This is a genomic window from Pigmentiphaga sp. GD03639 (assembly GCF_029845405.1).
GTDB classification, from domain to species: Bacteria; Pseudomonadota; Gammaproteobacteria; order Burkholderiales; family Burkholderiaceae_B; genus Pigmentiphaga; species Pigmentiphaga daeguensis.
Window position 1 is genome coordinate 16,038 of sequence record NZ_JAOCLR010000006.1, and the last position, 24,439, is coordinate 40,476.

At 69.1% G+C, this 24,439-nt stretch carries 26 protein-coding genes; 14 read left to right on the forward strand and 12 right to left on the reverse strand.

Annotation, left to right across the window (positions count from 1 at the left end):
* The first annotated feature begins 103 nt into the window (after positions 1-103).
* A complete protein-coding gene (locus tag N5K27_RS08050) occupies positions 104-1,903 on the forward strand; it encodes a PAS domain S-box protein (protein WP_279815670.1) in 1,800 nt (599 codons plus the stop codon).
* Positions 1,904-1,909: 6 nt separating this feature from the next.
* Here the strand turns inward: N5K27_RS08050 and N5K27_RS08055 are convergent, their stop codons facing one another.
* Positions 1,910-2,671 (reverse strand): IclR family transcriptional regulator, encoded by a 762-nt coding sequence (locus N5K27_RS08055; RefSeq protein WP_279815672.1) that lies wholly within the window; start codon positions 2,669-2,671, stop codon positions 1,910-1,912.
* Positions 2,672-2,689: 18 nt separating this feature from the next.
* Here N5K27_RS08055 and N5K27_RS08060 point away from each other — a divergent pair, with 18 nt between their 5' ends.
* The 7 genes from N5K27_RS08060 (at position 2,690) to N5K27_RS08090 (ending at position 8,065) form a co-directional block, all read left to right on the forward strand.
* Complete coding sequence (locus N5K27_RS08060; protein WP_347944469.1) at positions 2,690-3,253, forward strand: MaoC family dehydratase; 564 nt, start codon at positions 2,690-2,692, stop codon at positions 3,251-3,253.
* 11 nt (positions 3,254-3,264) lie between these two features.
* Positions 3,265-4,119: a CoA ester lyase gene (locus N5K27_RS08065; protein WP_279815675.1), complete on the forward strand. Its 855-nt coding sequence runs from the start codon at positions 3,265-3,267 to the stop codon at positions 4,117-4,119.
* 2 nt (positions 4,120-4,121) lie between these two features.
* Positions 4,122-5,279 (forward strand): CoA transferase, encoded by a 1,158-nt coding sequence (locus N5K27_RS08070; protein WP_087838035.1) that lies wholly within the window; start codon positions 4,122-4,124, stop codon positions 5,277-5,279.
* Positions 5,280-5,311: 32 nt separating this feature from the next.
* Entirely contained in the window at positions 5,312-5,557 is a 246-nt protein-coding gene (locus tag N5K27_RS08075) for a hypothetical protein (protein WP_279815678.1), read from the forward strand.
* Positions 5,554-6,258 (forward strand): tripartite tricarboxylate transporter substrate binding protein, encoded by a 705-nt coding sequence (locus N5K27_RS08080; RefSeq protein WP_279815679.1) that lies wholly within the window; start codon positions 5,554-5,556, stop codon positions 6,256-6,258. Before N5K27_RS08075 ends, N5K27_RS08080 begins: the two co-directional genes overlap by 4 nt.
* Positions 6,259-6,401: 143 nt before the next feature.
* The gene (locus N5K27_RS08085) at positions 6,402-7,379 is read left to right on the forward strand and encodes a tripartite tricarboxylate transporter substrate binding protein (RefSeq protein ID WP_279815680.1); all 978 of its coding nucleotides are present in this window, start codon (positions 6,402-6,404) and stop codon (positions 7,377-7,379) included.
* 50 nt (positions 7,380-7,429) lie between these two features.
* A complete protein-coding gene (locus tag N5K27_RS08090; RefSeq protein ID WP_279815682.1) occupies positions 7,430-8,065 on the forward strand; it encodes a flavin reductase family protein in 636 nt (211 codons plus the stop codon).
* Here the strand turns inward: N5K27_RS08090 and N5K27_RS08095 are convergent.
* Together N5K27_RS08095 and N5K27_RS08100 are read right to left on the reverse strand one after the other, a co-directional pair.
* The gene (locus N5K27_RS08095) at positions 8,062-8,685 is read right to left on the reverse strand and encodes a fumarate hydratase C-terminal domain-containing protein (protein WP_207221906.1); all 624 of its coding nucleotides are present in this window, start codon (positions 8,683-8,685) and stop codon (positions 8,062-8,064) included. The two genes, N5K27_RS08090 and N5K27_RS08095, sit on opposite strands and share 4 nt — an antisense overlap.
* Before the next feature lie 28 nt (positions 8,686-8,713).
* On the reverse strand, positions 8,714-9,583 hold the full coding sequence (locus tag N5K27_RS08100; RefSeq protein WP_087838030.1) for a fumarate hydratase: 870 nt from the start codon (positions 9,581-9,583) through the stop codon (positions 8,714-8,716).
* A 172-nt stretch (positions 9,584-9,755) separates the two neighbouring features.
* Between N5K27_RS08100 and N5K27_RS08105 the strand changes: the two genes are divergently transcribed.
* A complete protein-coding gene (locus N5K27_RS08105; RefSeq protein WP_279815686.1) occupies positions 9,756-10,388 on the forward strand; it encodes a glutathione S-transferase N-terminal domain-containing protein in 633 nt (210 codons plus the stop codon).
* A gap of 46 nt (positions 10,389-10,434) precedes the next feature.
* Here the strand turns inward: N5K27_RS08105 and N5K27_RS08110 are convergent, their stop codons facing one another.
* From N5K27_RS08110 to N5K27_RS08125, 4 genes are all read right to left on the reverse strand, one after another.
* Positions 10,435-10,971 carry a 3-isopropylmalate dehydratase gene (locus N5K27_RS08110; protein WP_087838028.1) on the reverse strand — a complete coding sequence of 179 codons (537 nt, stop codon included), beginning with the start codon at positions 10,969-10,971 and terminating at the stop codon, positions 10,435-10,437.
* A gap of 13 nt (positions 10,972-10,984) precedes the next feature.
* Positions 10,985-12,271, reverse strand: a complete 1,287-nt coding sequence (locus N5K27_RS08115) for an aconitase family protein (protein WP_279815688.1) — start codon at positions 12,269-12,271, stop codon at positions 10,985-10,987.
* Between the two features lie 23 nt (positions 12,272-12,294).
* Entirely contained in the window at positions 12,295-13,275 is a 981-nt protein-coding gene (locus N5K27_RS08120) for a tripartite tricarboxylate transporter substrate binding protein (protein WP_279815690.1), read from the reverse strand.
* Between the two features lie 101 nt (positions 13,276-13,376).
* On the reverse strand, positions 13,377-14,417 hold the full coding sequence (locus N5K27_RS08125; protein WP_279815692.1) for a 2-dehydropantoate 2-reductase: 1,041 nt from the start codon (positions 14,415-14,417) through the stop codon (positions 13,377-13,379).
* 252 nt (positions 14,418-14,669) lie between these two features.
* Between N5K27_RS08125 and N5K27_RS08130 the strand changes: the two genes are divergently transcribed.
* Together N5K27_RS08130 and N5K27_RS08135 are read left to right on the forward strand one after the other, a co-directional pair.
* Positions 14,670-15,899, forward strand: a complete 1,230-nt coding sequence (locus tag N5K27_RS08130; RefSeq protein ID WP_087838025.1) for a CaiB/BaiF CoA-transferase family protein — start codon at positions 14,670-14,672, stop codon at positions 15,897-15,899.
* 11 nt (positions 15,900-15,910) lie between these two features.
* Positions 15,911-16,525 carry a glutathione S-transferase gene (locus tag N5K27_RS08135; protein ID WP_279815694.1) on the forward strand — a complete coding sequence of 205 codons (615 nt, stop codon included), beginning with the start codon at positions 15,911-15,913 and terminating at the stop codon, positions 16,523-16,525.
* A 7-nt stretch (positions 16,526-16,532) separates the two neighbouring features.
* On the opposite strand, the gene N5K27_RS08140 is transcribed toward N5K27_RS08135, so the two are convergent.
* Positions 16,533-17,363, reverse strand: a complete 831-nt coding sequence (locus tag N5K27_RS08140) for an amidohydrolase family protein (RefSeq protein WP_279815696.1) — start codon at positions 17,361-17,363, stop codon at positions 16,533-16,535.
* A complete protein-coding gene (locus N5K27_RS08145; protein ID WP_279815698.1) occupies positions 17,360-17,947 on the reverse strand; it encodes a carboxymuconolactone decarboxylase family protein in 588 nt (195 codons plus the stop codon). The genes N5K27_RS08140 and N5K27_RS08145 overlap by 4 nt, the downstream gene beginning before the upstream one ends.
* Positions 17,948-18,099: 152 nt before the next feature.
* Between N5K27_RS08145 and N5K27_RS08150 the strand changes: the two genes are divergently transcribed.
* The 3 genes from N5K27_RS08150 (at position 18,100) to N5K27_RS08160 (ending at position 20,707) form a co-directional block, all read left to right on the forward strand.
* Entirely contained in the window at positions 18,100-18,876 is a 777-nt protein-coding gene (locus N5K27_RS08150; protein WP_279815700.1) for an enoyl-CoA hydratase/isomerase family protein, read from the forward strand.
* Positions 18,877-18,958: 82 nt separating this feature from the next.
* Positions 18,959-19,921: a LysR substrate-binding domain-containing protein gene (locus N5K27_RS08155; RefSeq protein ID WP_087838021.1), complete on the forward strand. Its 963-nt coding sequence runs from the start codon at positions 18,959-18,961 to the stop codon at positions 19,919-19,921.
* A gap of 9 nt (positions 19,922-19,930) precedes the next feature.
* The gene (locus tag N5K27_RS08160) at positions 19,931-20,707 is read left to right on the forward strand and encodes an SAM-dependent methyltransferase (protein WP_087838020.1); all 777 of its coding nucleotides are present in this window, start codon (positions 19,931-19,933) and stop codon (positions 20,705-20,707) included.
* On the opposite strand, the gene N5K27_RS08165 is transcribed toward N5K27_RS08160, so the two are convergent.
* The 3 genes from N5K27_RS08165 to N5K27_RS08175 all read right to left on the reverse strand — a co-directional run bounded on the left by N5K27_RS08165 (position 20,692) and on the right by N5K27_RS08175 (position 24,327).
* Positions 20,692-21,879: a Gfo/Idh/MocA family oxidoreductase gene (locus tag N5K27_RS08165; protein ID WP_087838019.1), complete on the reverse strand. Its 1,188-nt coding sequence runs from the start codon at positions 21,877-21,879 to the stop codon at positions 20,692-20,694. The two genes, N5K27_RS08160 and N5K27_RS08165, sit on opposite strands and share 16 nt — an antisense overlap.
* Before the next feature lie 108 nt (positions 21,880-21,987).
* The gene (locus N5K27_RS08170; protein WP_087838018.1) at positions 21,988-23,301 is read right to left on the reverse strand and encodes a Rieske 2Fe-2S domain-containing protein; all 1,314 of its coding nucleotides are present in this window, start codon (positions 23,299-23,301) and stop codon (positions 21,988-21,990) included.
* Positions 23,302-23,313: 12 nt separating this feature from the next.
* On the reverse strand, positions 23,314-24,327 hold the full coding sequence (locus tag N5K27_RS08175) for a tripartite tricarboxylate transporter substrate binding protein (protein WP_087838017.1): 1,014 nt from the start codon (positions 24,325-24,327) through the stop codon (positions 23,314-23,316).
* Between the last annotated feature and the right edge of the window lie 112 nt (positions 24,328-24,439).

A 24,439-nucleotide genomic window follows, 5' to 3' on the forward strand; every position in this document is an offset into this window, starting at 1 on the left:
GCGGAGAAAGGTTCGTGATGACCGAAGTTATGCGCACTCAGGGTTGTCCCTGATCCATTCCCCCGGGGCGCGGCCGAGATCCTGGTATTCATAGGAGGTCGGCATGTCGGGAACCGCAAGTCGCTTGGCGCGCGTATTCGAATTCCGTTCGGATCGTTCCACCCAGGTGCTGGAACAGGCCGTCGATGCGGTGGTCAGCATCGACCAGCACAACAACGTGACCTTCTACAACGCCGCGGCGCAGCGGCTATGGGGCTACGAGCGATCGGAAGTGATCGGGCGCAACGTCAAGATGCTGGTGCCGCAGGCCATCCAGGCGGCCCACGACGGCTACGTCAACGCCCACCGCGAGACCGGACAGAACAAGATCGTGGGCACCAGCCGCAAGGTGCAGATCGACCGCAAGGACGGCCGCAAGGTCTGGGTCAGCCTGTCGCTGTCGCGGGTGAACATCGGCCGGAACATCACCTATACCGCCTTCGTGCGCGACATCACCGCGCAGCACGAAGAGCGCGAGACCATCAACCAGACGCTGGAGCAGGCGCTGGACGCCGTTGTCTCCATCGACGAGAAGAACAACGTCACCTTCTTCAATGCCGCCGCCGAGCGCTTCTGGGGCTATGACCGCGCGGAGGTGATCGGGCGCAACGTCAAGATGCTGGTGCCGCGCGGCATCCAGGCCGACCACGACCGGCTGGTCCAGGCCAACCGCGAGACCGGCAAGGACAAGATCGTGGGCACCAGTCGCGAGGTGCAGGTCGAGCGCAAGGACGGCACCCAGGCCTGGGGCGCGCTGTCGCTGTCCAAGATCCGGATCGGCGACCGTATCCTGTACACCGCTTTCGTCAAGGACATCTCGCGCGAGCGAGAAGTGCGCGAGGTCATCAACCAGACGCTGGAGCAGGCCATCGACGCCGTGGTCTCGATCGACGCCGAGAACAACGTCACGTTCTTCAATTCGGCCGCCGAACGGCTGTGGGGCTATGACCGCGCGGAGGTGATCGGGCGCAACGTCAAGATGCTGGTGCCCCAGGCCATCCAGGCCGCCCACGATGGCTACGTGAACGCCAACCGCAGCACCGGCGTGGACAAGATCGTGGGCACCAGCCGCGAGGTGAGGCTCGAGCGCAAGGACGGCGCCAAGGTGTGGGCCAGCCTGTCGCTGTCGCGCGTGAAGGTGGGCGACCGCATCACCTACACGGCCTTCGTCAAGGACATCACGGGCGAGCACAACGCGCGCGAGATGATGAACCAGACGCTGGAGCAGGCGCTGGACGCGGTGGTCACCATCGACGAACAGAACAACGTCACCTTCTTCAACGCCGCGGCCGAACGCCTGTGGGGCTACGGCCGCGACGAGGTCCTGGGCAGGAACGTCAAGATGCTGGTGCCCCATGCCATCCAGGCCGACCACGACCGGCTGGTCGAGGCCAACCGCGAGACCGGCAAGGACAAGATCGTGGGCACCAGCCGCGAGGTGCCCATCGAGCGCAAGGACGGCACGCGCGTATGGGGCCTCCTGTCGCTGTCGAAGATACGGCTCGAGGGCAAGATCGCCTACACCGCCTTCCTGAAGAACGTGCAGGCCGAGCATACCGAGCGCGAGACCACGCACAGCGCCATGAATTCCGTGCTGGCCTCCAGCGAGCAGATCGGCCAGATCGTGGCGGTCATCAACGAGATCGCCGCGCAGACCAACCTGCTGTCGCTGAACGCGGCCATCGAGGCCGCCCGCGCCGGCGACGCCGGGCGTGGTTTCGCGGTGGTGGCCGACGAAGTGCGCAAGCTCGCCATGCGTTCGTCCACGTCAGCCAGCGAGATCGGCTCGCTGGTCGAAGAGACCAAGGACCGGATCAACGAACTGGCCCGCTCGCTGCGCCTGGACGAGAACGGGGCGGCGTAGGCGGTGTCAGGCCGGCGCCGCGTCGGCGCGGCCGACCTCGGCGGCCAGCCTGGCCGCCGCTTCCACCAGCATCCCGCCTATCTGCCGCACCTGCGGTTTCGCGCGCTCCAGCGGCGCCCCGACGGTCAGTGCATAGGGCGTGCCATACAGCACCACCGGGGCGGCCACCGACAGCGTGTCGGCCTGGTGCTCGCCCAGGTTCACGTGATAGCCCCGCCGGTCCCCTTCCTCCAGCATCTTTTGTAGCGCGTCCCGCGTCGTTGGCGTCTGGTCGGTGAAGCGCGGCAGCGGCATGCGCGCGAGCAGCGCCTCGCGTTCGGCCGGCGCCATCGCGGCCAGCAGCGCGCGCCCCGAGGCGGCGGCGTGCAGGGGCTTGAGTTCGCCGGTGCGGGCGGTGAAGCGGACGATGCGCTCGGGTTCGGCCACGTCCAGGTAGAGCACCTGGCTGTCCGAGCGCTGGGCCAGGATCAGCGTCTCGCGCAGCTTGTCGCGCAGTTCTTCCAGCACCGGCCGGACGCGGGCGGCCAACTGGTCGTGTTCGGCGATGGCGCGCGCCTCGTTGAACCAGCGGCGCGTCAGGTAGTAGCGGCCGCCCGTCTGGTGGGCGTAGCCTTCCCCTTCCAGGGTATCCAGCAGCGCCAGGCAACTGGACTTGGGAAACCCCAGCGCCGCCGAGATCTGCGTCAGCGAGGCCGGCGCCCGGGTCTGGGCGAAAAATTGCAGGATGGTCAGCACCCGCTTGGCGCTTTTCACGTCGTTCGTATTCATGGGCAAAAGTCTATAGGCATGAATGCGAGGGGGCCACTTCCCGGCGCCTGCGCCTGGCCAGGCTTGAATATTGATGTTCAAGTATATAAACTTTTTTTCATAGACAAGAACAATGATCAGGAGACGACGATGGCCGGACTGTATTTCGAACAGTTCTCCCCGGGGCAGGAGTTCGCCCACGATTGGACCCGCACGGTCACGGAAATGGACAACGTGCTGTTCAGCTCGCTGACCATGAACGTGCAGCCGCTGCACATCGATGCGCACTTCGCGGCCGGGACGGAATTCAAGCGCCCGCTGGTGAACAGCCTGTTCACGCTGGGGCTGATGATAGGGATGACGGTGAACGACACCACGCTGGGCACCACGGTGGCCAACCTGGGCATGAGCGAGGTCGCCTTTCCGAAGCCGGTATTCGCCGGCGATACGCTGCACGTGCGCACCCGCGTGCTGTCGGTGCGCGAAAGCCGTTCGCGCCCGAACGCCGGCATCGTGGAATTCGAGCACCTCGCGCTGAACCAGGACGACGACATCGTCGCCCGCTGCAAGCGCTCCGCCCTGATGCACAAGGCTCCGGCCTAGAGGAGACCGCCATGGTCCGCTCGATGCTGTTCGTTCCGGGCGATGCGCCGCGCAAGTTCGACAAGGCCGCCGCCAGTCCCGCCGATGCCCTGATCCTCGACCTGGAGGACTCGGTCGCGCCCGATCGCAAGGCCGTGGCGCGGGACGCCGTGCGCGCCATGCTGGGCCAGGCGCCCGCGGCCAAGCAGGCGTGGGTGCGCATCAATGCGCTGAACAGCGGCCAGGCGCTGGCCGACCTGGCGGCCGTCGTGCCCGGTCGGCCGTTCGGCATCGTGCTGCCCAAATGTGCCCGGCGCGCCGACCTGGAGCGGGCGGCCCACTACCTGGACGCCTGCGAGGCCATGGCCGGATTGCCCGAGGGCGGCATACGCGTCCTGGCCATCGTGACCGAAACCGCGCGTTCGCTGTTCGGCCTGCATGACTATGCCGGCGCCACGCCCCGGCTGTGGGGGCTGTCCTGGGGCGCGGAAGACCTGGCCGCGGACCTGGGCGCACGCGGCAACCGCGAGGCCGGCCGCTACACCGAGCCGTTCCGGCTGGCGCGTTCCCTGTGCCTGGCGGCCGCGGCGGCAGCGGGCGTGCGGGCGGTGGATACCGTGTGCGTGGACCTGGACGCGCCCGACATCCTGGCGGATGAAACGCGTGAGGCGGTACGCGACGGTTTCGTCGCCAAGCTGGCCATCCACCCCCGCCACGTGGAGCCGATCAACCGGCTGCTGACACCCGACGAAGCCCAGTTGCAGTGGGCCCGGGCGGTGGTCCGGGCGTTCGACGCCCATCCCGGCGCGGGCACGCTGAACCTGGACGGCAAGATGATCGACCGGCCGCACCTGCGGCTGGCGCGCCGGCTGCTGGGAGGAGAATGAACATGGCCGGTCCGCTGGACGGGGTGCGCATCCTGGACATGAGCACCGTCGGCATGGGGCCCATGGCGACCCAGATGCTGGGGGACATGGGCGCCGACGTGATCAAGGTCGAGCCGCCGGCGGGCGATGTGTTCCGGCACGTCACGCCCCAACGCCATGCGGGCATGAGCCATGCCCACCTGAACCTGAACCGCAACAAGCGCAGCGTGGTGCTCGACGCCAAGACCCCGCGCGGCCTCGAGGCGCTGCTGGAACTGATCGCCGGGGCCGACGTGTTCGTCTCCAACATGCGGGCGCCGGCGCTGCGGCGCCTGGGGCTGGACCACGAAACGCTGGCGCCGCGCTTTCCCAGGCTCATCCATTGCGTCTGCTATGGCTATTCCGAGCGCGGCCCCTACGCGGGCCGGCCGGCCATCGACGATACGATCCAGGCGGCATCGGGCCTGGCGTGGCTGCAGGGGGCGGGCGGCGCCGAGCCACCGCGCTACGTCAACTCGGTCGTGGCCGACAAGACCGTCGCGCTGTACGTGTCCAACGCCATCGCCTGCGCCCTGTACGCGCGTGAACGCACCGGCACCGGGCAGTCCATAGAAGTGCCCATGTTCGAATGCATGGTGGCCTTCCTGGCGCCGGAACACCTGGCCGGCCGCAGTTTCGTGCCGGCCGAGGGCGAGGCCGGCTATGCCCGGCTGCTGAACGACTATCGCCGGCCCTTCGCGACGCGTGACGGCTACCTGAGCGTGGTCCCCTATACCGATGCCCAATGGCGGCGCTTTTTCGCGCTGGCCGGCGACCCGGGCATGGCGGACGATCCGCGCTATTGCACCGCCCGCGACCGCAGCCGGCATTTTCCCGAGCTGTACCGCTACGTCGAGGACACCCTGCGCACGCGCACCACCGCGCAATGGCTGGCGGCGCTGGAGACCGCCGATATTCCCTTCGCGCCCGTGCACAGCTTCGACGACCTGCTGGCCGACCCGCACCTGGCCGCGCTGGGTTTCTGGCGCGAATGCGAACACCCCACCGAAGGCCGCCTGCGCCAGGCCGGCATCCCCGTGCATTTCGGCGCGACCCCGGGCGACGTGCGCCGGCATGCGCCGGGCCTGGGCGAACACACCGAAGAAGTGCTGGGCGGCCGGACCTGGTCCACGCCGCGCTGACGACAACCACGACAAGGAAAGAGGAGACTTCTATGCGGAAGGTGATCGCGCTGGGCCTGGCATGCGCCGCCCTGCATGCCGGAATGCCGGCGCATGCCCAGGGCTATCCCGAGGCGGGCAGGACCGTGCGCTTCGTGATCGGCTTCCCGGCCGGCAGCTCCATCGACAACGTGTCGCGCATCGTGACCGACGACATACGCGCCCGCACGGGCGCCGTGATCGTCGTCGAGAACCGGGCCGGGGCGCTGGGCGCGCCGCGCCCGACGGCTACACCATGATGCCCAGTTCCAGCGCCACCAGTTCCTCGGGCCCCTTCCTGTCCAAGGCCATCCAGAAGCACGACGCGTTGGCGGACTTCACCCAGGTGGCCCGCATGGTGCGCTTCGACGTGGTGGTGGTGACCCGCGCCGCGGGCGGGCACGCGGACGCCAGGAGCCTGATCGCGGCTGGCCGCGCCAAGCCGAAATCACTGGCCACCGGGTACGGGTCGGGCACCGGCCAGGTCGCCTCGGCCGCCTTCAGCCGCGCCGCCGGCATGGAGGTGCTGAGTGTGCCCTACAAGGGCCAGCCCGCGGCCGTGACCGACCTGCTGGGCGGCCGGGTGGATTTCGTTTCCTCCGACCTGGGCGCCGTGCTGCCGCAGATCGGCGCGCACAACCTGCACGCCATCGCGCTGGTATCCAACAAGCGTTCCACCATCCTGCCCGACGTTCCGACCGCCGCCGAGCTGGGCCTGTCCGGGCTGGACCTGACAGGCTGGATAGGCGTGGCCGGGCCGGCGCGGCTTCCCGCCCAGGTGGTGCAATGGTGGCAGGAGCAGTTGAAGCTGTCGCTGAACAAGCCGGAGGTCAAGGAACGCCTGCGCGGCATGGGCATGGAGACCGACTTCCTGGCCGGAGACGATTTCCAGCGCTTCGTGCGCGCCCAGTACGAGGAATGGGGCGCGCAGATCCGGCACGCGGGGATCCAGGCGGAGTAGGCGCGGCGCCCGTTGCGCCGCCGTACATATCAGCTTTGCCTTCCCCGGACCTGGGACGGGGAAGTGCGCGCTTCTATAGTGGGTCGCAGCGCCATGGCCGGATGCGGCCGGATGGCGGACAACCATAAGCCATGGAGACGACCTTGAAACGCGCACTCACCATCCTGCTCGGAGGCCTGGCGGCCACGGCCCTGCTGCTGCCTGCCGCCCACGCCCAGTCCGACTACCCCACCCGGCCGGTCACCCTGATCAACCCCTACGCGCCGGGCGGCCCCGCCGATACGCTGGCCAGGGAGCTGGCATCGCGGCTCAAGGACCGCCTGGGCCAGCCCGTCGTCGTCGAGAACAAGGCCGGCAGCGGGGCCATGGTGGGCACCGGCTACGTGGCGCGCGCCAAGCCCGACGGCTATACCCTGCTGATGGGCACCTCGCCCGGCATGGTGGTCGGTCCGCTGATCGAGCGCGCGACCTACGACGGCCTGAAGGACTTCGACCTGGTCGGCCTGGTCGCCAACCAGCCCGTGGTCCTGGTGGCCAACGCCAAGCTCGGCATCAACACCATGCAGGACCTGCTCGACCGCGCGCGCAAGCAGCCCGGCAAGCTCAACTTCGCGTCGGCCGGCACCGGCGGCCCGACCCACCTGGCCGGCGAACTGCTGCGCCGGCGCGCCAACATAGACATCACCCACGTTCCCTACAAGGGCGCCGCCCCGGCCCTGCAGGACCTGATCGGCGGCCAGGTCGAGCTGGGCATGCTGAGCGCCTCGCCCGTGCTGCCCTTCGTCAAGGACGGCCGCCTGAAGGCCATCGCCTATACCGGTGCCAAGCGGTCTTCGCTGCTGCCCGACGTGCCCACGATGGCCGAGGCCGGCATCAAGAACTGGAACGAAGTCTCCACCTGGTATGCGCTGGCGGCGCCGCGCGGCACGCCCCCGGCTATCATCGAGAAACTGAGCGCGGCGCTGACGGCGATCAACGCCGAGCCGGAACACCAGCGCTTCCTGGCGCAGCAGGACGGCAGCATCGACAACATGACGCCGGCCGAAGTCACCGCCTTCGCCCAGAAGGACAAGACGGCGATGACCGAACTGCTGGGCGCCCTGGACATGCTGGCGAAATGAACCCCCGCGGGCGCGGCATCTTCGCCGCGCCGCGACTGGAACCGGAGAACATGAAGGAATTCATACGCGTCGACGGCCAGGGCCTGGACCCGGCCGACGCCTACCGCCTCGTCGTCGGCTGCGTGGTGCCGCGCCCCGTGGCCTGGATCACCACGCAGGACGGGAACGGCCGCGTCAATGCCGCGCCGTTCAGTTCCTACAACTACGTCGCCACCCGCCCGCCCATGCTGGCGGTCAACATCTCCACGCTGGACGGCGGCCTGAAGGACACCGCGCGCAACATCGTCGAGACGGGTGAGTTCGTGGTCAACGTCTCGACCGAGGCCGACCTGGAGATCATGCACGCCAGCGCGGCCGAGTACCCGCCCGAGATCAGCGAACCCGAGGCCCTGGGCATCTCCCTCCTGCCCAGCCACCACGTCCAGCCGCCGCGCATCGCCTCGACCCCGGTGCAGATGGAATGTCGCCTGGACCAGGCCATCACCCTGGGCGAGGGCTACAACACCCTGTACATCGGCCAGGTCGTCGCCTTTCACCTGTCCCCCGACATCTACGACGGCCGGCGCGTCAACAGCGCCGCCATGCGGCCCATCGCCCGCCTGGGCGGGCCTTTCTATGCCGCGCTGGGGGAAATCTTCCACCGGCCGATGCTGCAACGGCAGCCGGGCGCGGAACCGCCGCCCTAGACGCCTTCCGCCCTACGCTCGCCGAGGCGAGCAAGGATCGCGGGCAGCCGGTCGTGTGCCGCCTCTGCCAGGTCGCCGTACAGGCTGTTGCCCTGCGCATCGATCCCCACCGTAGCCGGCCCCAACCCCTCCACCCGCAATTTCACCAGCCGGTAGTGGTGCACCAGGTCGTTCCAGTGCACCGCCACCACCTCCCGTATCGCTTCCGACAGCAGCGTGCACCCCCCGCCCAGAAACGACAGGTACACGCAGCCCGCCTCCCGCATGGCCTCGACGCTGCGCGCATCCAGCCCGCCCTTGCCTCCCGTCACCCGCAACCCCAGCTCGCGGATCAGCCGCGGCATGAAGCCGTTGAAGCGCGTGCTGGTGGTGGGGTTCAGGTACAGCACCTCGAACCGGCCATCGGCCTCCCGGCTGTAGCTGCCCAGATGCAGCAGCGCGGCACCGTTCAGGTCGATGGGAGGCGCTTCGCCACGGTCGAGCAATCCGGTCAGGCGTTCGTGCGTCGTCATGCCCGCGCACAGCACGACCTCGCCGTGCAGGCGGACCTGGTCGCCCACGCGCAGCGACCGCACCTTGTCTTCGTCCAGGGGCAATTCAAGTTCGTGCAGGGTGCTCACGATATCGATTCCTCGTCAGGCCAGACCGTCATTCGATGATCTCCACCCGGCCCGAATCATGGATGCGGGCGCGGGTACGCCGGTTGATCCAGCAGTTGAAACACACCGCCACCGGCGTGAAGCCATGGCCCGAGGCATAGTCCACGTGCACGGCCATCGCGGTGCTGTCGCCGCCGGTACCCATGGGGCCGAAGCCCGTCGCGTTGGCGGCTTCCTTCAAGCGGTCTTCCATCGCAGCCAGCACGGGCTCGGGATTGACCGTGCCGATGGGCCGCAGCGTCGCCTGCTTGGCCAGCTTGGCGGCATAGTCGAAGGTGCCGCCTATGCCCACGCCGATCACCACCGGCGGGCAGTGCTGCGACCCCGCCTTCAGGATGACCTCCATCACGTAGCGCTCGATGGTCTCCAGGCTGGGGAAGGTGAAGATCTCCAGCGCGGCCCAGCGGCCCGAACCCAGCGCCTTCGGCGAACAGGTGATGTCCACGTAGTCGGCGCCGTCGATCAGGTCGAAGGTCACGATGGGCATGTCCTTGCCCTTGTAGCCACGCTCGTTGGTAAGCGGATTGGTCACGTGGGCCAGCAGCGGCGGCTGGATGGTGGCGACCAGGTCGTCGAAGCCGTCGGCGAAGGCCCGCTTGATATCGCCTTCCAGCCGGGCGCCGGTGCCGATGCCGACGAAGTACACCGGCACGCCGGAGTCGGAACAGACGAAATGCTGGCGGGCCTCGGCGGCATCGGCGCTTTGCAGCATGATGCGCAGCGTGCCGCGCGCCACCTCGTTGTGCTCGCCGCGCTCGGCCGCGCGCAGCGCTTCCTTGGTGTCCTCGGGTATTTTCTTCAGCGCGCGTTCGTAGAGCTGGGCGCTGACCGATCGCACGAGGTCGTAGCTGATGGCCATCTGTCTCCCCTGTGGCGCGCCCGGGCGCGCGCGTTCCTAGGCATCCACGGACTATAGCGACGCCGCCCGTCCGCTGCTATCACCCGGCCGTCACACCTGCTTTGCGCGGGGTGGCCGGATGCCCGGGTGGATATACTGGCCGCCATACGAACTGTTTCGACGGAAAGCGCGCATGAAGCTGCATTGGTCCACCCGTTCCCCCTACGTGCGCAAGGTCATGGCGGCGGCCATCGAGACCGGACTGGACGCGTCCATCGAAACCCGCCTGTCCATCGTTTCGCTGTCCACCGTGAACGCCGACGTGGAGCGGGACAACCCGTTGGGCAAGATTCCCACCCTGGTGAACGACGAGGGCGTGGCCCTGTACGACTCGCTGGTCATCTGCGAATACCTGGACCATCACAGCCGCAAGGGACGGTTGTTTCCCCAGGGGTTCGACCAGCGGCTGGAGGCGTTGCGCTGGCACGCGCTGGGCAACGGACTGACCGACATCCTGATCCTGTGGAACAACGAACGCGGCCGCGACCCGGCGCTCCAGTCGCCGGCGCACCTGTCCTCGTACCACGCCAAGACCCTGGCCACGCTGGATGCGCTCGAAGCCACGGTGGACGAGCTGGATCGCCGCGAATTCGACATCGGCCACCTGGGCGTGGCGGTGGGGGTCGGCCATGCGGATTTCCGCTTCGCCGACCTGCAGTGGCGCGCCACGCGGCCGCGCCTGTCGGCCTGGGCCGACCGCATGGCCGAGCGGGAATCGCTGCGCCGGACCGTGCAGTTCGACCCGCGCCTGAAGAATCCAGCCTAGGGCCCATTCCCGGCCTGTGCGGGCCTGCTTTTAGCGGGAACAGGCCCTAGATGCGCGCCGCCGCGAACTCGCTCGCCAGCGCGTTGACCAGCCCGCCGCTTTCCCAGATCCGCACCATCTGCGGCGAAAACGGTGGTGACGGGATGATGCGGCCGTCGGCCAGTTCGATCGCCCCGGTGGCCGGCGTGACGCCGATCACGTCGCCATCGGCCACGGCCCGCGTGATGCCTGGAACGAGCAGTATCGGCAGCCCCTGGCTGAGCGCGCGCCGGATGAAGCCCGATTCGCAGGACTCCACCAGGACCGCCGCGATCCCCGAGGCCTTGATGGCAACGCTGACTTCCACGTGGTTGTGATGCGCGAAGTTCTTGCCGCCGACGACGATGTCGCCCGGCCGGACTTGCGACGGGAACTCCGGCCGCAACTGGCGAAAGCACATCTGCCGGAGCGCGTCCAGGTCGAACGGCTTGCCGAAGCCGTCCCGCACCGCGGCGAATTCGATGATGCCGTCGTCGCCGCAGACTTGGTCGCCGAATTTCCAGACCCGGCCCCGCAGGGTGCGCACGGAGGATGTCTCGTTCATGTCGCGCCGCTCCTCAAAGCCTGCCCGCCAGCAGCGGGCGCGGATCCGTGATCTCTCCCGCCACGGCCGAGGCCGCCACCGTGTAGGGCGAGGCGAGGTGGACCGCGGCCTGGGTGCTGCCGTTGCGGCCCTGGTAGTTGAACTGGTGGGTGGTGATGGAGACGTCTTCGCCGCTGAGCACGCCCAGGTAGCCCCAACAGGTATTGCAGCCGGGCGACAGCACGGTGGCGCCGGCCTCGGCGAACACCTCCAGCAAACCTTCGCGCGCGGCCGCGGCATAGACGTTCTGGCTGCCGGGCGAGATGTACATCGTGACGTGCCGCGCGACCCGGCGGCCGCGCAGCACGGCGGCCGCCGCCCGCATGTCTTCCAGCCGGTTGTTGGCGCAGGACCCGACCGCGGCCTGGTCGATGCGCCGGCCCGCCACCTGCGCGACGTCGACCGCGCCGCTCTGCGTGGGCGGCACGGTCACCATGGGCGTCAGCCGCGACAGGTCGTAGGTCAGCACCGCCGCGTAGTCCGCGTCCGGGTCGCTGCGCATCACCTGGTAGGGCCGGCCGTCTGCGCGTTCGTCCACGTAGTCGAGCGCGCGCGCATCGACGTCCATGATGGCGGTGTCCGATCCCGTGTGAAAGGTCGAGGCGAGGATGGCCTGCCTGTCGTCCAGGCTGAGGCCCGCCAGCGCCGGTCCGCCATACTCGACGCAGCATTGCAGGAAGGTTCCCTGTTCCTCGTGGTCGCGGATGATGGCCTGGACCAGGTCGCGCCCGGTCACGCCGAACGGCAGGCTGCCCACCAGCTCGATACGCACCGTGCGCGGTACGCAGACCCAGTGCCGGTCGTTCAGCAGCGGCGCCAGCACGTCGGTGGACATGGGGATGTTCAGCGCGCCCACCGCGCCGATCGAGGCGATGTTGCCTTCGTCCGAGAACACCAGCGACCCGGGCCGGGCAAAGCCGCGTTCGACCAGCACCAGGTGGCGCAGCCCGGTATTGGGGCCGTAGAAATTGTCGACGCCGAAGTCGCGCGTCAGCTGCCTGAGCATGTGGTGCGTGGCGGCGTGCGGCGAGCCGGTGGCGGCCGCCGGCGTATGGTCGATGACGATGATGGCCTTCTCGGGCCGGGCGAACGCGGTCGCGCCTATCTTCTCCAGGTTGCGCTTGTGCATGGGCCAGACCATCTCCTGGGTGACCACGTGGTCCGGCACGCAGTTGACGTACTCGCCCGGCGCCACGGTCTCGCGGCCCGCGGCGCGGGCCAGGATCTTCTGGGCGATGGTCTGACCGCTTGAGGTCGGCATGACAAGGTTTCCTGTGGTTTGGATCAATTCAGCGAAATGCCGGTTTCCTTGATGAACTGGCCCCAGAACTCATAGCTGCCCAGGACATTCTTGCGATATTGCTCGGGCGAGCTGGACACGGCAAGCGAGCCCATCTGCTCGTAGGCCTTGCGTACCTCGGGGGTGGCCATGATGGTGGCCAGTTCGCGCTGGACGCGGTTGACGATGGCGGGCGGCGTGCCGGCCGGCATGATGACGCCGTACTCGGTCGCCTGCACCACCTTGGGATAGCCCAGCTCGACCAGGGTCGGCGCGTCGGGCAGCAGCGGGGTCCGCTTCTCGGTGGTCACCGCCAGCACGCGCACCGTGCCCGCCTGTACGTGGGGCAGGATGGGCGTCAGGTCCGAGACCATGGACTCGACCTGCCCGCCCAGCAGATCGGTGATGGCGGGGGCAGCGCCCGCGTAGGGGACGTGGACGATGTCGATGCCCGCCGCGCGCTTGAAGCGTTCGCCGGCCAGGTGGACCATGGTGCCGGTGCCCGCGCTGCCGTAGTTCATCTTGCCGGGATGGCTGCGGGCACGCTCCAGAAACTGCGCCATGCTGGTGATGCCGGACTTGGCGTTGACCGCGATGACGGCGGGCACCTGCGCCAGGCTCGAGACGTAGGCCAGGTCCTGCGTGACCGAGTAGGGCACCTTCATCAGGTGGGGCATCACCATCAGCGCGCCGCCGGCGCCCAGGCCCATGGTGTAGCCGTCCGGCGGCGCCTTGGCCACGGCCGCGGTGCCGATCGAGCCGCCCGCGCCCGCGCGGTTCTCGACCACGATGGTCTGCTTGAGCGCTTCGCCCAGGGGGCCGGCGATGGTGCGCACATAGGTGTCGGTGGGGCCGCCGGGCGGGAAGGGCACGATGAAGCGGATCGGCCGCGTGGGCCACGAGGCGCCCTGCGCCATGGCCGGTGCCGTGAAGATTCCCAGGGTGCAGCTCGCGATCAGGCATGCCGCAAGGCGTCTGGCGTGCATGGCAGTCTCCTCCGTGGCGGACGTGGCCGCCTGTCTTGTCGATGTCCGGGCATGGTATCGGGCCGGCCTCGCCGGCGGATAGGCGCCGCCGCGCAAAGCTGCTATGGCGTGGGCGTTAACGGCGGGGCGTACAGACCCAGCCGTTCGGCGCGCACCCGCGCCAGCGCGTAGACGGTGTCGAGCAGCGGCGCGCGCACGCCCAGTTCCTGGGCGATCTCGACGGCCGCGCCCAGAATGCTGTCCAGTTCCACCGCGCGGCCCGCTTCCACGTCCTGCAGCATCGAGGTCTTGATGTGGCCCAGCTTGCGCGTGACCGCCAGCCGCGCCGGGGGCTCGATGGCCAGCGGCAGGCCCAGCGCGTCGCCCATGGCCAGGAGTTCGCGCATCATGGCCTGGAACAGGCGGTTGACCCGTTCGTCGTCGATCAGAAGGTCGGTGTGCGAGCCCGTCAGCAGGCTGACCGGATTGAAGCAGGCGTTGCCCAGCAGTTTTTCCCAGACGACGCGGCGGATGTCGGGGCTGGCCGAGGCTTCGAAACCGGCACCGGCCAGGCAGTCGGCCGCGCGTTGCGCGCGCGGGCTGGCGCCGCCGCCCGGTTCGCCCACCACCAGCCGCGATCCCGAGGCATGCACGACCACGCCGGGTTCGGGGCAGGAGCTGGAGGGAAACACCACGAAACCCAGGATGCGGTCGGCGGAGATCGCGCGTTCGAGCCGGCCATCCGGGTCCACGGCGCGCAGTCGGTGGCCGGCCAGGGGACCGCTGCCCGACTGGAAGAACCACCACGGGACGCCGTTCAAAGCGGGCAGCACCAGTGTGTCCGGTCCGATCATGGGGCCCAGGCGGTCGGCCAGCCCGGGCAGCGACGGCGACTTGACCGCCAGGATCAGCAGGTCCTGCGGGCCCAGCCGCTGCGGGTCGTCGCTGGCACGCACGCGCGCGACCGACCGCGTGCCGCCGCTCTCCAGCCGTATGCCGTGTTCGTCCAGCGCACGCAGCGTGGCGCCGCGCGCCAGCACGCCGACATCGTTGCCCGCCAGGGCCAGGCGCGCGGCCAGGAAGCCGCCTATCGCGCCCGCGCCCGCGACGCCTATCCTCATGCGGCCAGGGGGGGCCGGGGGCCGGCCGTGCGCGTCGTCCATCGGTGGTGTCTCCGGGGAATGTCCGTGGAATGCAGTCCATTATTCCGGTTGGCGCCGCCGGCGCGGTGTACCCGCGCGGCATTTCTGCCTGCGCGCCCGGGATATAGCGCACGTTATGCGCATGGACGCATTGCAGTCTTGCCGGCGCAGGCAGTAGGCAAGCCTCCGCCGTGCCCCTAGAGTCCGGACAGCGGCGACAGGCGCGGACGGGACGAGACGCGTCCGGCCATCGGCGCGCACGCGGAGGAATGTATGCATCGATCGACGGGCCCGTTGTCGCACGTCAAAGTCCTGGACCTGAGCCGCATCCTGGCCGCCCCCTGGGCCAGCCAGACCCTGGCCGACCTGGGCGCCGACGTCATCAAGGTGGAGCGCCCGGGCAGCGGCGACGACACCCGCGCCTGGGGGCCGCCTTTCCTGAAGGACGGCCGGGGCGAGGATACCGAGGAGGCCGGCTACTATCTCGCCGTCAATCGCGGCAAGCGGTCGATCACGGTGGGGCTGGACACGCCCGAGGGCCAGCGCATCGTGCGTGAACTGGCCATGCGGGCCGACATCCTGCTGGAGAACTACAAGGTCGGCACGCTGGCGCGCTATGGGCTGGACGAGGCGTCGCTGCGGGCGCTGAATCCCCGGCTGATCTATTGCTCGGTCACCGGTTTCGGACAGACCGGGCCGCGCCGCGACCAGCCCGCCTACGATTTCCTGATACAGGCGATGGGCGGCCTGATGAGCGTGACCGGCGAACGCGACGGCCGCCCGGGCGGCGGTCCGCAGAAGGTGGGCGTGCCCATCGTCGACCTGATGACCGGCATGTACACGGCGGTGGCCGTGCTGGCCGCGCTGGCCCGGCGCAACGAGACGGGCAGGGGCGAGTACATCGACATCGGCATGTTCGACGTGCAGGTGGCCACCCTGGCCAACCAGGCCATGAACTATCTCGTGTCCGGCAAGCCGCCCCGGCGCAACGGCAATGCCCATCCCAACATCCAGCCGCAGGACGTCTACCGCTGCGCGGACGGAGACATCATCCTGGTGGTCGGCAACGACGGCCAGTTCCGCAAGCTGTGCGAGGCCCTGGGCCACGCGGAATGGGCGGCGGACGAACGCTATGCCACCAACGCCCAGCGCGTGCGCAACATCGAACGACTGTCGGCCATGCTGCGCGAGGATCTTGCCCGCCGCGACCGCGCGAGCCTGCTCGCGCTGCTCGATGGCGCAGGCGTGCCCTGCGGCCCGATCAACACCGTGGCCGAGGTGTTCGAGGAACCGCAGACGATCGCGCGCGGCCTGTTGCGCCACGTGGAGCATCCCAGCGGTGGCCGGGTCCCCCAGGTCGCCAGCCCCATGCGGTTCGCCGACGCCGCGCTGCCGGGGCTCGCGGCGCCGCCCACGCTGGGCCAGCACAGCGCCGAGATCCTGGCCGAACTGGGCTACGATGCCGCCGGCATCGAGGCGCTGCGCGCCGCGGGCGCCATCTGATGGGGACGGACATGAGGCTGCACTGGTCGCCCAAGTCGCCCTATGTGCGCAAGGTCATGGTCTGCCTGCATGAGCTTGGCCTGGAGGACCGGGTGGAGCTGGTGCGGTCGGTCGCGGCCATGTTGCGGCCCAATCCGCAGATCATGCGGGACAACCCGCTCAGCAAGATTCCGACACTGGTGCTGGACGATGGCACCGCCCTGTTCGATTCGGCGGTCATTTGCGAATACCTGGACGATCTCGCCGGCGGCAGGCTGTTTCCGCCCAAGGGCAGTGAGAAATGGCGGACCCTGCGCTGGCACGCTTTCGCCGACGGCCTGCTGGACGTGCTGATCCTCTGGCGCAACGAGGCCGACCGAGAAGGCGCGCAGCGCTCGGACGCGCTCATCGAGGCCTTCCGGATCAAGACCGAGGCGTCGCTGCAAAGGCTGGAAGTCGAGGCGCGCGAGCTGGCGGCGGCGCCGTTCGGCATCGGCCATGTCGGCCTGGGCTGCGCGCTGGGCTACCTGGACTTCCGCTTCGGCGCGTTGCAGTGGCGCGAACGGGCGCCCCATCTGGCCGCCTGGTACGGAGAGATCGCGGCGCGGCCGTCCTTTCGCCGCACCGAGCCCGTGCTGGAAGGATAGGCGCGCCCTAGGCGTAGAGCCGGGTCGGGTTGTCGACCAGGATCCGGCGCGCCAGCGGCTCGCTGCCGGTCCACGCCAGGAAAGTGTCGAACAGCCGGCGCGTGCCGGGCCACGGGTCGATGCGGATGTGGGGCCAGTCGCTGCCCCAGACGAGCTGGTCGGGATTGGCCTCGACCAGCGCGCGATGGAAGGGGCGCCCAGGTTCCAGGTCCGGCGTCTTCAGCAAGCTGCGGTAGGCCGACAGCTTGACCCAGGCCCTGCCTTCGCCCAGCAGCCGGACCAGTTGCTGGAAACCGGCATCGTTCGTTCCCGCGTCGACGTCGAAGCTGCCCATGTGATCGATCACGACCGGGCAGGGCAGGCTGGCCAGCAGCGGCGCGATGCCGGGCAGCGCCTGGCAGTCGGTCCAGAGTTCGACGTGCAGGCCGGCATCGGCCACCGCGCGCGCCATCTGCCGCAAGTCGTCGATCGAGGCGCTGCCGGCGAAATTCCCGGCTGCGCCGCTGCGATGGCTGTAGCGCAGCGCGCGCACGCCGCGTTCGCGCAGCGAGCCGAGTTCCAGCGGCGTACCGGGGCGGGCCACGATGACGCCGCGCAGATGGTCGTGCTCCGACAGCGCGTGGAACAGCAGCGAATAGTCTTCCCCGTACGCGCTGGGATGCACCAGCACCGCATGCGACAGCCCCTGGCTGGCCAGCATGGCCGAGTGGTCCGCGACCAGCGCCTCGGGCGGGGTATAGCTGCGCTCGGCCGCCAGCGGGAAGCGGTCGTAGGGGCCGAGCAAGTGGTTGTGGCAATCCCAGCCCGTGACGGGCGTGGCCTGTCTGGCGCCGCTCATTGCCTCCGGCCCCATACCGCCGGGTCGTCCTGGGGCAGCGGAAAGGCGGCGACGACGCCGGGCTCCAGCGGGATCTCGTGCGCGTTCAGCGTCATCGCCACCAGGGTGTAGTAGCCGACCAGCGCGGTCAGTTCCACCACCGTGCGCGCGCCGAAGCGGGCCAGCGCGGCGGCATAGGTGGTGTCGGACACCGACCGGCGGGCGTTCAGCTCGCTGGCGTAGCGCACCACCAGCGCGTCGTCCGGCGCCAGCTCATTGGGGATGCGCTGTTCGCGCAGCGCCTCGATGATCCAGTCTTCCACGCCCGCCTTCTCGGCTTCGGTCTTGTGAGCGGCCCATTCGAAGGGGGAACTGCAGGCCCGGGCGGTGACCAGGATGGCCAGTTCCGACAGCCGGGGCGGCAGGGTGGTGTCGTAGCGCAGCAGTTCGCCCATCGCCGACCAGCGGTCGGCCAGCTCGGGGTTGTACAGCGCGGCGCGCAGCGGCCCCCGCAGCCGGCCACGCTTGCCGGCGATGACTTTGTCGTGCACCCGGCGTTGTTCCGGGCTCATGGTTTCGGGCGTGGGCAGGTCGATTCTGGGCATGGGCTCCTCGCGTCTTCGCCGCATTATCGGGCGTGGCGCCCGCGCGCGCTATGGCGCGGGGCGCATAGCAGCCTTGACCGGGCCCGCCTTTGCGCGGGCGGCGCGCGCGCCTAGACTCGCTGCGTACCCTGCCCACGACCACGACCTTTTCCATGAACGAATTCAAGCAATTGCAGCTGCGGGTGGACGGCCACGTCGCCCTGGTGACCCTGGACAGTCCGCCCGTCAACGCCCTGACCCGTGTGTTGAACGACGAACTGACCGCGGCGCTGGACTGGATATCCGAGACGCCCGACGTCCGGGTGGTCGTGCTGACGGGGGCGGGCAAGGTGTTCTGCGCGGGCGCGGACTTGAAAGGCCGGGCCGACGTGATCAAGGGGCCGGGCGACCTGCCCGCGCACCTGCGCCGCACCCGCGAGTGTTTCCATGCCATCCGCGAGTGCGCCAAGCCGGTGATCGCGGCCATCAACGGCCCGGCGCTGGGGTCGGGGCTGGCCATGGTGGCCTCGGCCGACGTGCTGATCGCTTCCGAGCGCGCCACGCTGGGCCTGCCCGAGGTCGACGTGGGCCTGCTGGGCGGATGCCGCCACGCGATGCGCCTGTTTCCCCATTCGCTGCTGCGGCGCATGATGCTGACGGGGTACCGGGTGCCGGCGGCCGAACTCTACCGGCTCGGCATTGTCGAGGCCTGCACGGCGCCGGAAGACCTGCTGCCCGCCGCGATGGAAATGGCCGGCGTGATCGCCGCCAAGAGCCCCGTCTCCACGCGCATGGGCAAGCACACGCTGAACACCATCGAGGACATGAGCCTGCGCGACGGCTATCGCTACGAACAGGACATGACCGCGATCATCGCCACCACCGAGGATGCCGCCGAGGCACAGGCCGCGTTTCGCGAGAAGCGGGCGCCGGTGTTCAAGGGGCGGTAGGAGCCTGGCGCGGGGCGGGGCGTCCCGCGATGCGCGGGCGGGTATAAACTCGTCTTCTTTTCCCGGACGAGCGCCGCTTGCGATGCAGCACCCGAAAGCCACCAGCATCCAACTGGACGTCACCGCCAGCCTGCAGAAATGGCGGGCCTTTCTCGCGATCGGCGAACTGGGCAGCCTGACACGCGCGGCCCTGTTCCTGAACAGCAACCAATCCTTGCTCAGCCGGCAGTTGAACGCGCTCGAGCGCGAGTGCGGCACGCGGCTGTTCGTGCGCACCGGACGGGGCGTGGAGCTGTCGGACGTGGGGCAGCGCATCTTTCCCCAGGTCCGCGCGCTGCTGGCCGACGCCGAACAGCTGGAAAACGAGATCCGCGAGCAGGCGCGCGACGCCAGCGGCCGCGTCACGCTGGGCACGCTGCCGTCCATCGGCCACCATCTGGTGGGACAGCTCTTCACCGAGGTGCGGGCCCGCTATCCCGGCGTCAGCCTGAAAGTACTGGAAGGCTCCAGCGGCCAGGTGGAGGAATGGCTGGCCGATGCGCGCGTGGACATCGGCATCCTGTACCGCTACGGTGGCACGCTGCCCGAGCACGAGCAGTGCCTGGCCACCGTCGACAGCTACCTGATCGGTCCCGCGGGCGATCGCCTGACCGCGCACGAGGAAGTGTCCTTCCGCACCTTGCACGAGCTGCCCTTCATCCTGCCCAGCGCCCCCAACGGGCTGCGCACCGCGCTCGATTCCATGGCGCGCCAGGAGCACATCACGCTGGCCCCGGTGATCGAGGCCGATTCATTGCCGCTCCAGACCTCGCTGGTCGCGCGCGAGCGGCTGTACACGGTGCTGCCGCTGCACGCGGTGTGGACCGAGGTCGCCAAGGGCGAGGTGCAGGCCGCCCGCATCGTCGACCCGCCGTTCCAGCGCACCGTCGCGCTGGTCTTCGCCAAGACCAAGGGGCCCGGCAAGGCCGTATCGGCCATCGCCGGCCTGATCGGCGAGATCGTGGACAGGATGGCGCGCGACGGCATGTGGCGGACCGGCCGCTAGGAGGAACCGATGCCGTCCCAACCCGGCAAACTCTATCTCGTCAGCCTGGGCACGGGAGACCCCGACCATCTGACCCTGCGGGCCGACCGCATCATGCGCGAGGCCGACCTGGTGCTGGGCCAGGCCGACGCGCCCGCCCGCTATCCCGGACAACTGGCGGACAAGCGCTTCATGGAAGCCGGCCATGGCCTGTTCACGCCCATGGCGAGACGCCGCGCCTCGCCGGACGAGGTCGAGGCCGAAGAGGCGCCGCGCCGCCAGGCCATTCGCGCCTGCGTCGCGGCGGGCGGCATCGTGGCGGTCCTCACGCAGGGCGATCCGACGCTGTACGGTCCGCAGATCGGCTACCTGGACGCGTTCCGCGATCTGGCTCCCGAGGTCGTGCCTGGCATCTCCAGCTTCGCCGCGGGCAACGCCGCCCTGGGCTGCGCCGTGACGGGCGGCGCCACGAGCCAGTCGGTGATCCTGAGCCTGGGCAAGAACGCCAACGAAGGCTATGCAGGCAGCGACCGCCTGTCGGTGCTGGCGCAAAGCCGCAGCGCGCTGGTGCTGTTCACGATGCGGACCGACCTGGTCCGGGTGGTGGAGGAATTGCGCGCCGGCTATCCCGGCGGCACGCCCGTGGCCATCGTCTGCCATGCCGGGCGCGAGGCGCGGCAGCAGGTGCTGCGCGCGACACTCGATACGCTGGTGGAGGTGGCCGGCCGGCATGAACTGCCGTTCGAGCACCTCGTCTATGTGGGGGACTTCCTGGAGCGTCCGGCCGGCGACTACCAGGACGGTTGATGCGCCAGCGGGACGTCCTGGCCGTCCCGCGACGACTGCAGCATGGCCAGGCAGATCTCCAGCGTGGCCCGGGCCCAGCGGCCATCGTGCCGGGGAGCCCGCCCTTGCCGCACGGCGGCCACCAGTTCGTCGATCACTTCATGGCGCGGCACGGCCGGGCGCTCCAGCGGTACCCAGCGTTTCTCGTTGTCGGCGTGGATGGCGATGCCGTCGGGCAGCGGCCGCAGGTCGGCCTGGTCGCAGGACACGATGATGGGGCCGAAGTGCTGATAGGACCGGGGCTCGTCGTCGTCGGCCGGCGGTTTGTAGGCCGATCCGCCATAGGTGCCGGCGGCCTTGGCGCGGGCCTCTTCCTCCGGCGAGGCCACGGCGGCCAGCTTGCGCCGCGCGGCGCCGTAGTCGTCGGGCGACTTGCGGTTGCCCATCTCGCCTATCCAGCCCGTCCATTCGTCGGAATCGAAATGCGCGTAGCCGTTGTAGGACAGCGAGGCGTAGGCGCCCGATTCGAACCACAGCATGGCCGAATAGGCGCCCTCGGTGACGCGGCGCGGATCCCAGTTGCCGACCGCGGCGCGCAGCCGCGTGGGCGGCGAACCGGCCAGCAGCCGCACGATGTCCACCTGGTGCGCGGCCTGGCTGAAGATGGCGCCGCCGCCCTCTGCGGTCACCAGTTCCTCCGGCCGGCGCGGACGGTACAGGTAGTCGGTGTAGTTCAGCGCATGGATCATGCGCACTTTGCCGAACTCGCCGCTGGCGATCAGTTCGCGGGTCTTCAGGTAGGGCGTGTCGAAGCTGTGGCAGTGCCCCACGATCAGGTGCACGCCGGCGCGCTCGCAAGCCGCGATCATGCGGTCGCATTCGTCCATCGCCAGCGCCATGGGCTTTTCCACCAGCACGTGCTTGCCATGCCCCGCGGCGATCTCGGCGTGACGGGCGTGGAACTGATGGGGACTGGCGACGTAGATCGCGTCCAGCGACGGATCGGCCGCCAGCGCTTCGATGTCGCCATGCACCGGCGCGCCGAAGTCGCGCGCGAACTGCCCGCGCGCGGCCTCCCGAGGGTCGCAAGCCGCCGCCAGCACGATGCGCGCATCGCCCAGGAAGGTCGGCAGCATCAGCGAAAAGGCGCGTCCCAGCCCAGCTACGCCCAGCCGCAATGGAGCAATCGACATCAGACTTCCTCCGAAAATCCATGACCCGACCCGGGGCACCGCGGATCCGGCTCCGCCGGTCCGTAAGTAGAGCCCCCCGGGGGGCGCGCGTAAGCGCGTAGGGGGGGGCTATACCTCATAGTTGGAGTCGAGTCGCTGGGGGGCGGGTACGTCGTCCCACACGTGCGACACCTTGTATTCGCGCCAGTCGACCGACTTGGGCACGATGGCCTGGAACGAACAGATTTCCCTGGGGATGGCGTTCTCTCCCAGAGCGATGGGCGTCTCGCCCGACGCGAACTCGTCCAGCGCGGCCAGCATCCGGCGCCGGAACTCCACGATGGCCAGGTCGCTGGTGCCCAGCCTTTCCTCGGACCGGTCGGCCAGGGGACCCATGGTCACCCACATGGCGATGTCCTGGTTGGGGAAGCCGGTGATGCCGGTGAAGTTGCCCGCCTTCATCGCCTGGCGGTCCTGCCAGAAGCGGTTGTCGTGGTTGCGGTGGGGCCGGTAGCGCTCGTCCACGTCGGGGCCGATCTGCGTCCGCAGGAACTTGCGCCAGGTCTCGGTATCGGGCGTCTTGGCGGGATGGCCCCAGGCCAGGAAGTAGAACGCCGTGTTGGTGTCGTCCATGGGCACGTTCACGTTGGCGACGTTGTACAGGTTGTTGGGCGGGACCAGCACGGTGAACGGCGCGACGAACACGGTCGAGCGCACGTAGTCCTGCGTGTCGGCGTCGAAGATGGGGCGGCGGATGGCGGCGTAGCGGAAACCGTAGGGCGTGCGCTCGACCTGCAGGCGCGGCGCCTTGTCGGTGGACGGACGCAGCCAGTTCTTGTCGGTGGCTTCGGCGCCGCTGACCTTGGCGGGCACGAAGTCCGACGAGTGCAGGCTGGAGCTGTGGGCCGAGTCGATCGCGCCTTCCAGGACCTGCGCCCAGTTGCAGGGCAGGATGACCTTGGCGATGCTGACCTTGGCGTCCCGGGTCGGCGCCCAGGGCGGGGGGACGAACTCGGGCGCGTCTTCCTCCGTGCCCAGGAATACCCATACCATGCCGCCCCACTCGCGCGTGGGGTAGGCCTTGGTCCGCACCTTCGAGGCCATGGGGCTGGTCTCGGGCTCGGACGCCATGTCCAGCACCTGCCCGGTCACGTCCATCTTCCAGCCGTGGTACAGGCAGCGCAACCCGCCTTCCTCGTTGCGGCCATAGACCAGCGAGACCCGCCGGTGCGGGCATTTTTCATCCAGCGCGCCGATGCGGCCCTGGGTGTCGCGGAACACGACCAGGTCCAGGCCCAGCAGCCGGGCGTGCACCGGAGCGCCGTCCGGCTCGGCCACTTCCTCGATCAGGCACAGCGGCAGCCAGTGGCGGCGCATCAGCGCGCCCATGGGGGCATCGCCCTCCACGCGGCACAGCCGCTCGTTCTTTTCACGCGACAACATGCTGTTTCTCCTTCAATTTTCCGGCTTGATGCCCGCGGCCTTGATGGGGCCGGCATAGCGGCGGGCTTCCTCGTCGATGGCTTGCGCATACTCGGACGGCGTTCCGCCCACGGGCTCGATGCCCAGCCCCTGCAATTGCTTGATGACCTCGGGCTGCTTGACCACCTTGGCGATCTCGACGCTGAGCTTTTGCACGATGGCCTGGGGCGTACCGGTAGGCGCCAGCACGCCCACGGTGACGGCGAAATTGAAATCGGGAACGATCTCGGAGATGGCGGGGACGTCGGGCGCCAGCGTCGAGCGCTTGAGCGAATTCGTGGCCAGGATCTTGGCCTGCCCCTTTTGCGCGAACCCCGACAGCGAAGGCAGGGCGGCCACCACCAGGTCCACCTGCTTGCCCACCAGCGCGGGCACGGCCTGGCCCGAACCGCGGAACGGGACATGGTCCAGCCGCAGGTTCAGCGCGCTTTTCAGGGCTTCCATCGTCAGGTGGTGGCTGCTGCCCACGCCCGAGGAGCCGTAGGTGATGCCGGTGGGGCTTTTCTTGGCCAGCTCGACGAATTCCTGCAGCGTATTGGCCGGAAAGTCGGGGCGGGCGGCGATGAACAGGGGCGAGGTCGCCACCAGCGAGACCGGCATGAAGTCGCGCTTGGGCTGATAGGCGAGATCCTTGTACAGCGACGGGTTGATCGACATCATCGAGCCGTCGGTGACCAGGAAGGTATAGCCATCGTGCGGGCTGTTCATCAGCGTCTGTGCGGCTACCACGCCGTTGGCGCCGGGCTTGTTCTCGACCACGAAGGACTTGCCCAGGTGCTCGGTCAGGCGCTGGCCGATGATGCGAGCTACCGTGTCGGGCAGGCCGCCGGTGGCGTAGGGCACGACGAAACGGACGGGGCGGGAGGGGTAGTCGGCCGCGTCGTCGGCGCTGGCCAACGCCGGAGCACAGCCCAGCAGCGCGACCAGGCCCAGGCGGGTGGCCGCCGTGGCGGCATCTCGGACGAGGCGGTGTACGGAATGGGTCATGGAGGTCTCCTAGGGTGGATGTCGCGCCTTGTTCCTGGCGCGTGTCTGCTCGCGAACCGTGTCCCAGCCATCCGGGCACACTGGTTTATTAGAGCTATAAGAATAATATTAA

Coding starts and splice junctions, on each gene's coding strand:
- N5K27_RS08120 (WP_279815690.1), bottom strand. CDS start 13,275: ATGCACGCCAGACGCCTTGCGGCATGCCTGATCGCGAGCTGCACCCTG.
- N5K27_RS08105 (WP_279815686.1), top strand. CDS start 9,756: ATGAAGCTGCATTGGTCCACCCGTTCCCCCTACGTGCGCAAGGTCATG.
- N5K27_RS08060 (WP_347944469.1), top strand. CDS start 2,690: ATGAATGCGAGGGGGCCACTTCCCGGCGCCTGCGCCTGGCCAGGCTTG.
- N5K27_RS08080 (WP_279815679.1), top strand. CDS start 5,554: ATGATGCCCAGTTCCAGCGCCACCAGTTCCTCGGGCCCCTTCCTGTCC.
- N5K27_RS08140 (WP_279815696.1), bottom strand. CDS start 17,363: ATGAGCGGCGCCAGACAGGCCACGCCCGTCACGGGCTGGGATTGCCAC.
- N5K27_RS08055 (WP_279815672.1), bottom strand. CDS start 2,671: ATGAATACGAACGACGTGAAAAGCGCCAAGCGGGTGCTGACCATCCTG.
- N5K27_RS08110 (WP_087838028.1), bottom strand. CDS start 10,971: ATGAACGAGACATCCTCCGTGCGCACCCTGCGGGGCCGGGTCTGGAAA.
- N5K27_RS08150 (WP_279815700.1), top strand. CDS start 18,100: ATGAACGAATTCAAGCAATTGCAGCTGCGGGTGGACGGCCACGTCGCC.
- N5K27_RS08160 (WP_087838020.1), top strand. CDS start 19,931: ATGCCGTCCCAACCCGGCAAACTCTATCTCGTCAGCCTGGGCACGGGA.
- N5K27_RS08070 (WP_087838035.1), top strand. CDS start 4,122: ATGGCCGGTCCGCTGGACGGGGTGCGCATCCTGGACATGAGCACCGTC.
- N5K27_RS08115 (WP_279815688.1), bottom strand. CDS start 12,271: ATGCCGACCTCAAGCGGTCAGACCATCGCCCAGAAGATCCTGGCCCGC.
- N5K27_RS08145 (WP_279815698.1), bottom strand. CDS start 17,947: ATGCCCAGAATCGACCTGCCCACGCCCGAAACCATGAGCCCGGAACAA.
- N5K27_RS08175 (WP_087838017.1), bottom strand. CDS start 24,327: ATGACCCATTCCGTACACCGCCTCGTCCGAGATGCCGCCACGGCGGCC.
- N5K27_RS08170 (WP_087838018.1), bottom strand. CDS start 23,301: ATGTTGTCGCGTGAAAAGAACGAGCGGCTGTGCCGCGTGGAGGGCGAT.
- N5K27_RS08050 (WP_279815670.1), top strand. CDS start 104: ATGTCGGGAACCGCAAGTCGCTTGGCGCGCGTATTCGAATTCCGTTCG.
- N5K27_RS08065 (WP_279815675.1), top strand. CDS start 3,265: ATGGTCCGCTCGATGCTGTTCGTTCCGGGCGATGCGCCGCGCAAGTTC.
- N5K27_RS08075 (WP_279815678.1), top strand. CDS start 5,312: ATGCGGAAGGTGATCGCGCTGGGCCTGGCATGCGCCGCCCTGCATGCC.
- N5K27_RS08165 (WP_087838019.1), bottom strand. CDS start 21,879: ATGTCGATTGCTCCATTGCGGCTGGGCGTAGCTGGGCTGGGACGCGCC.
- N5K27_RS08135 (WP_279815694.1), top strand. CDS start 15,911: ATGAGGCTGCACTGGTCGCCCAAGTCGCCCTATGTGCGCAAGGTCATG.
- N5K27_RS08100 (WP_087838030.1), bottom strand. CDS start 9,583: ATGGCCATCAGCTACGACCTCGTGCGATCGGTCAGCGCCCAGCTCTAC.
- N5K27_RS08155 (WP_087838021.1), top strand. CDS start 18,959: ATGCAGCACCCGAAAGCCACCAGCATCCAACTGGACGTCACCGCCAGC.
- N5K27_RS08130 (WP_087838025.1), top strand. CDS start 14,670: ATGCATCGATCGACGGGCCCGTTGTCGCACGTCAAAGTCCTGGACCTG.
- N5K27_RS08125 (WP_279815692.1), bottom strand. CDS start 14,417: ATGGACGACGCGCACGGCCGGCCCCCGGCCCCCCCTGGCCGCATGAGG.
- N5K27_RS08090 (WP_279815682.1), top strand. CDS start 7,430: ATGAAGGAATTCATACGCGTCGACGGCCAGGGCCTGGACCCGGCCGAC.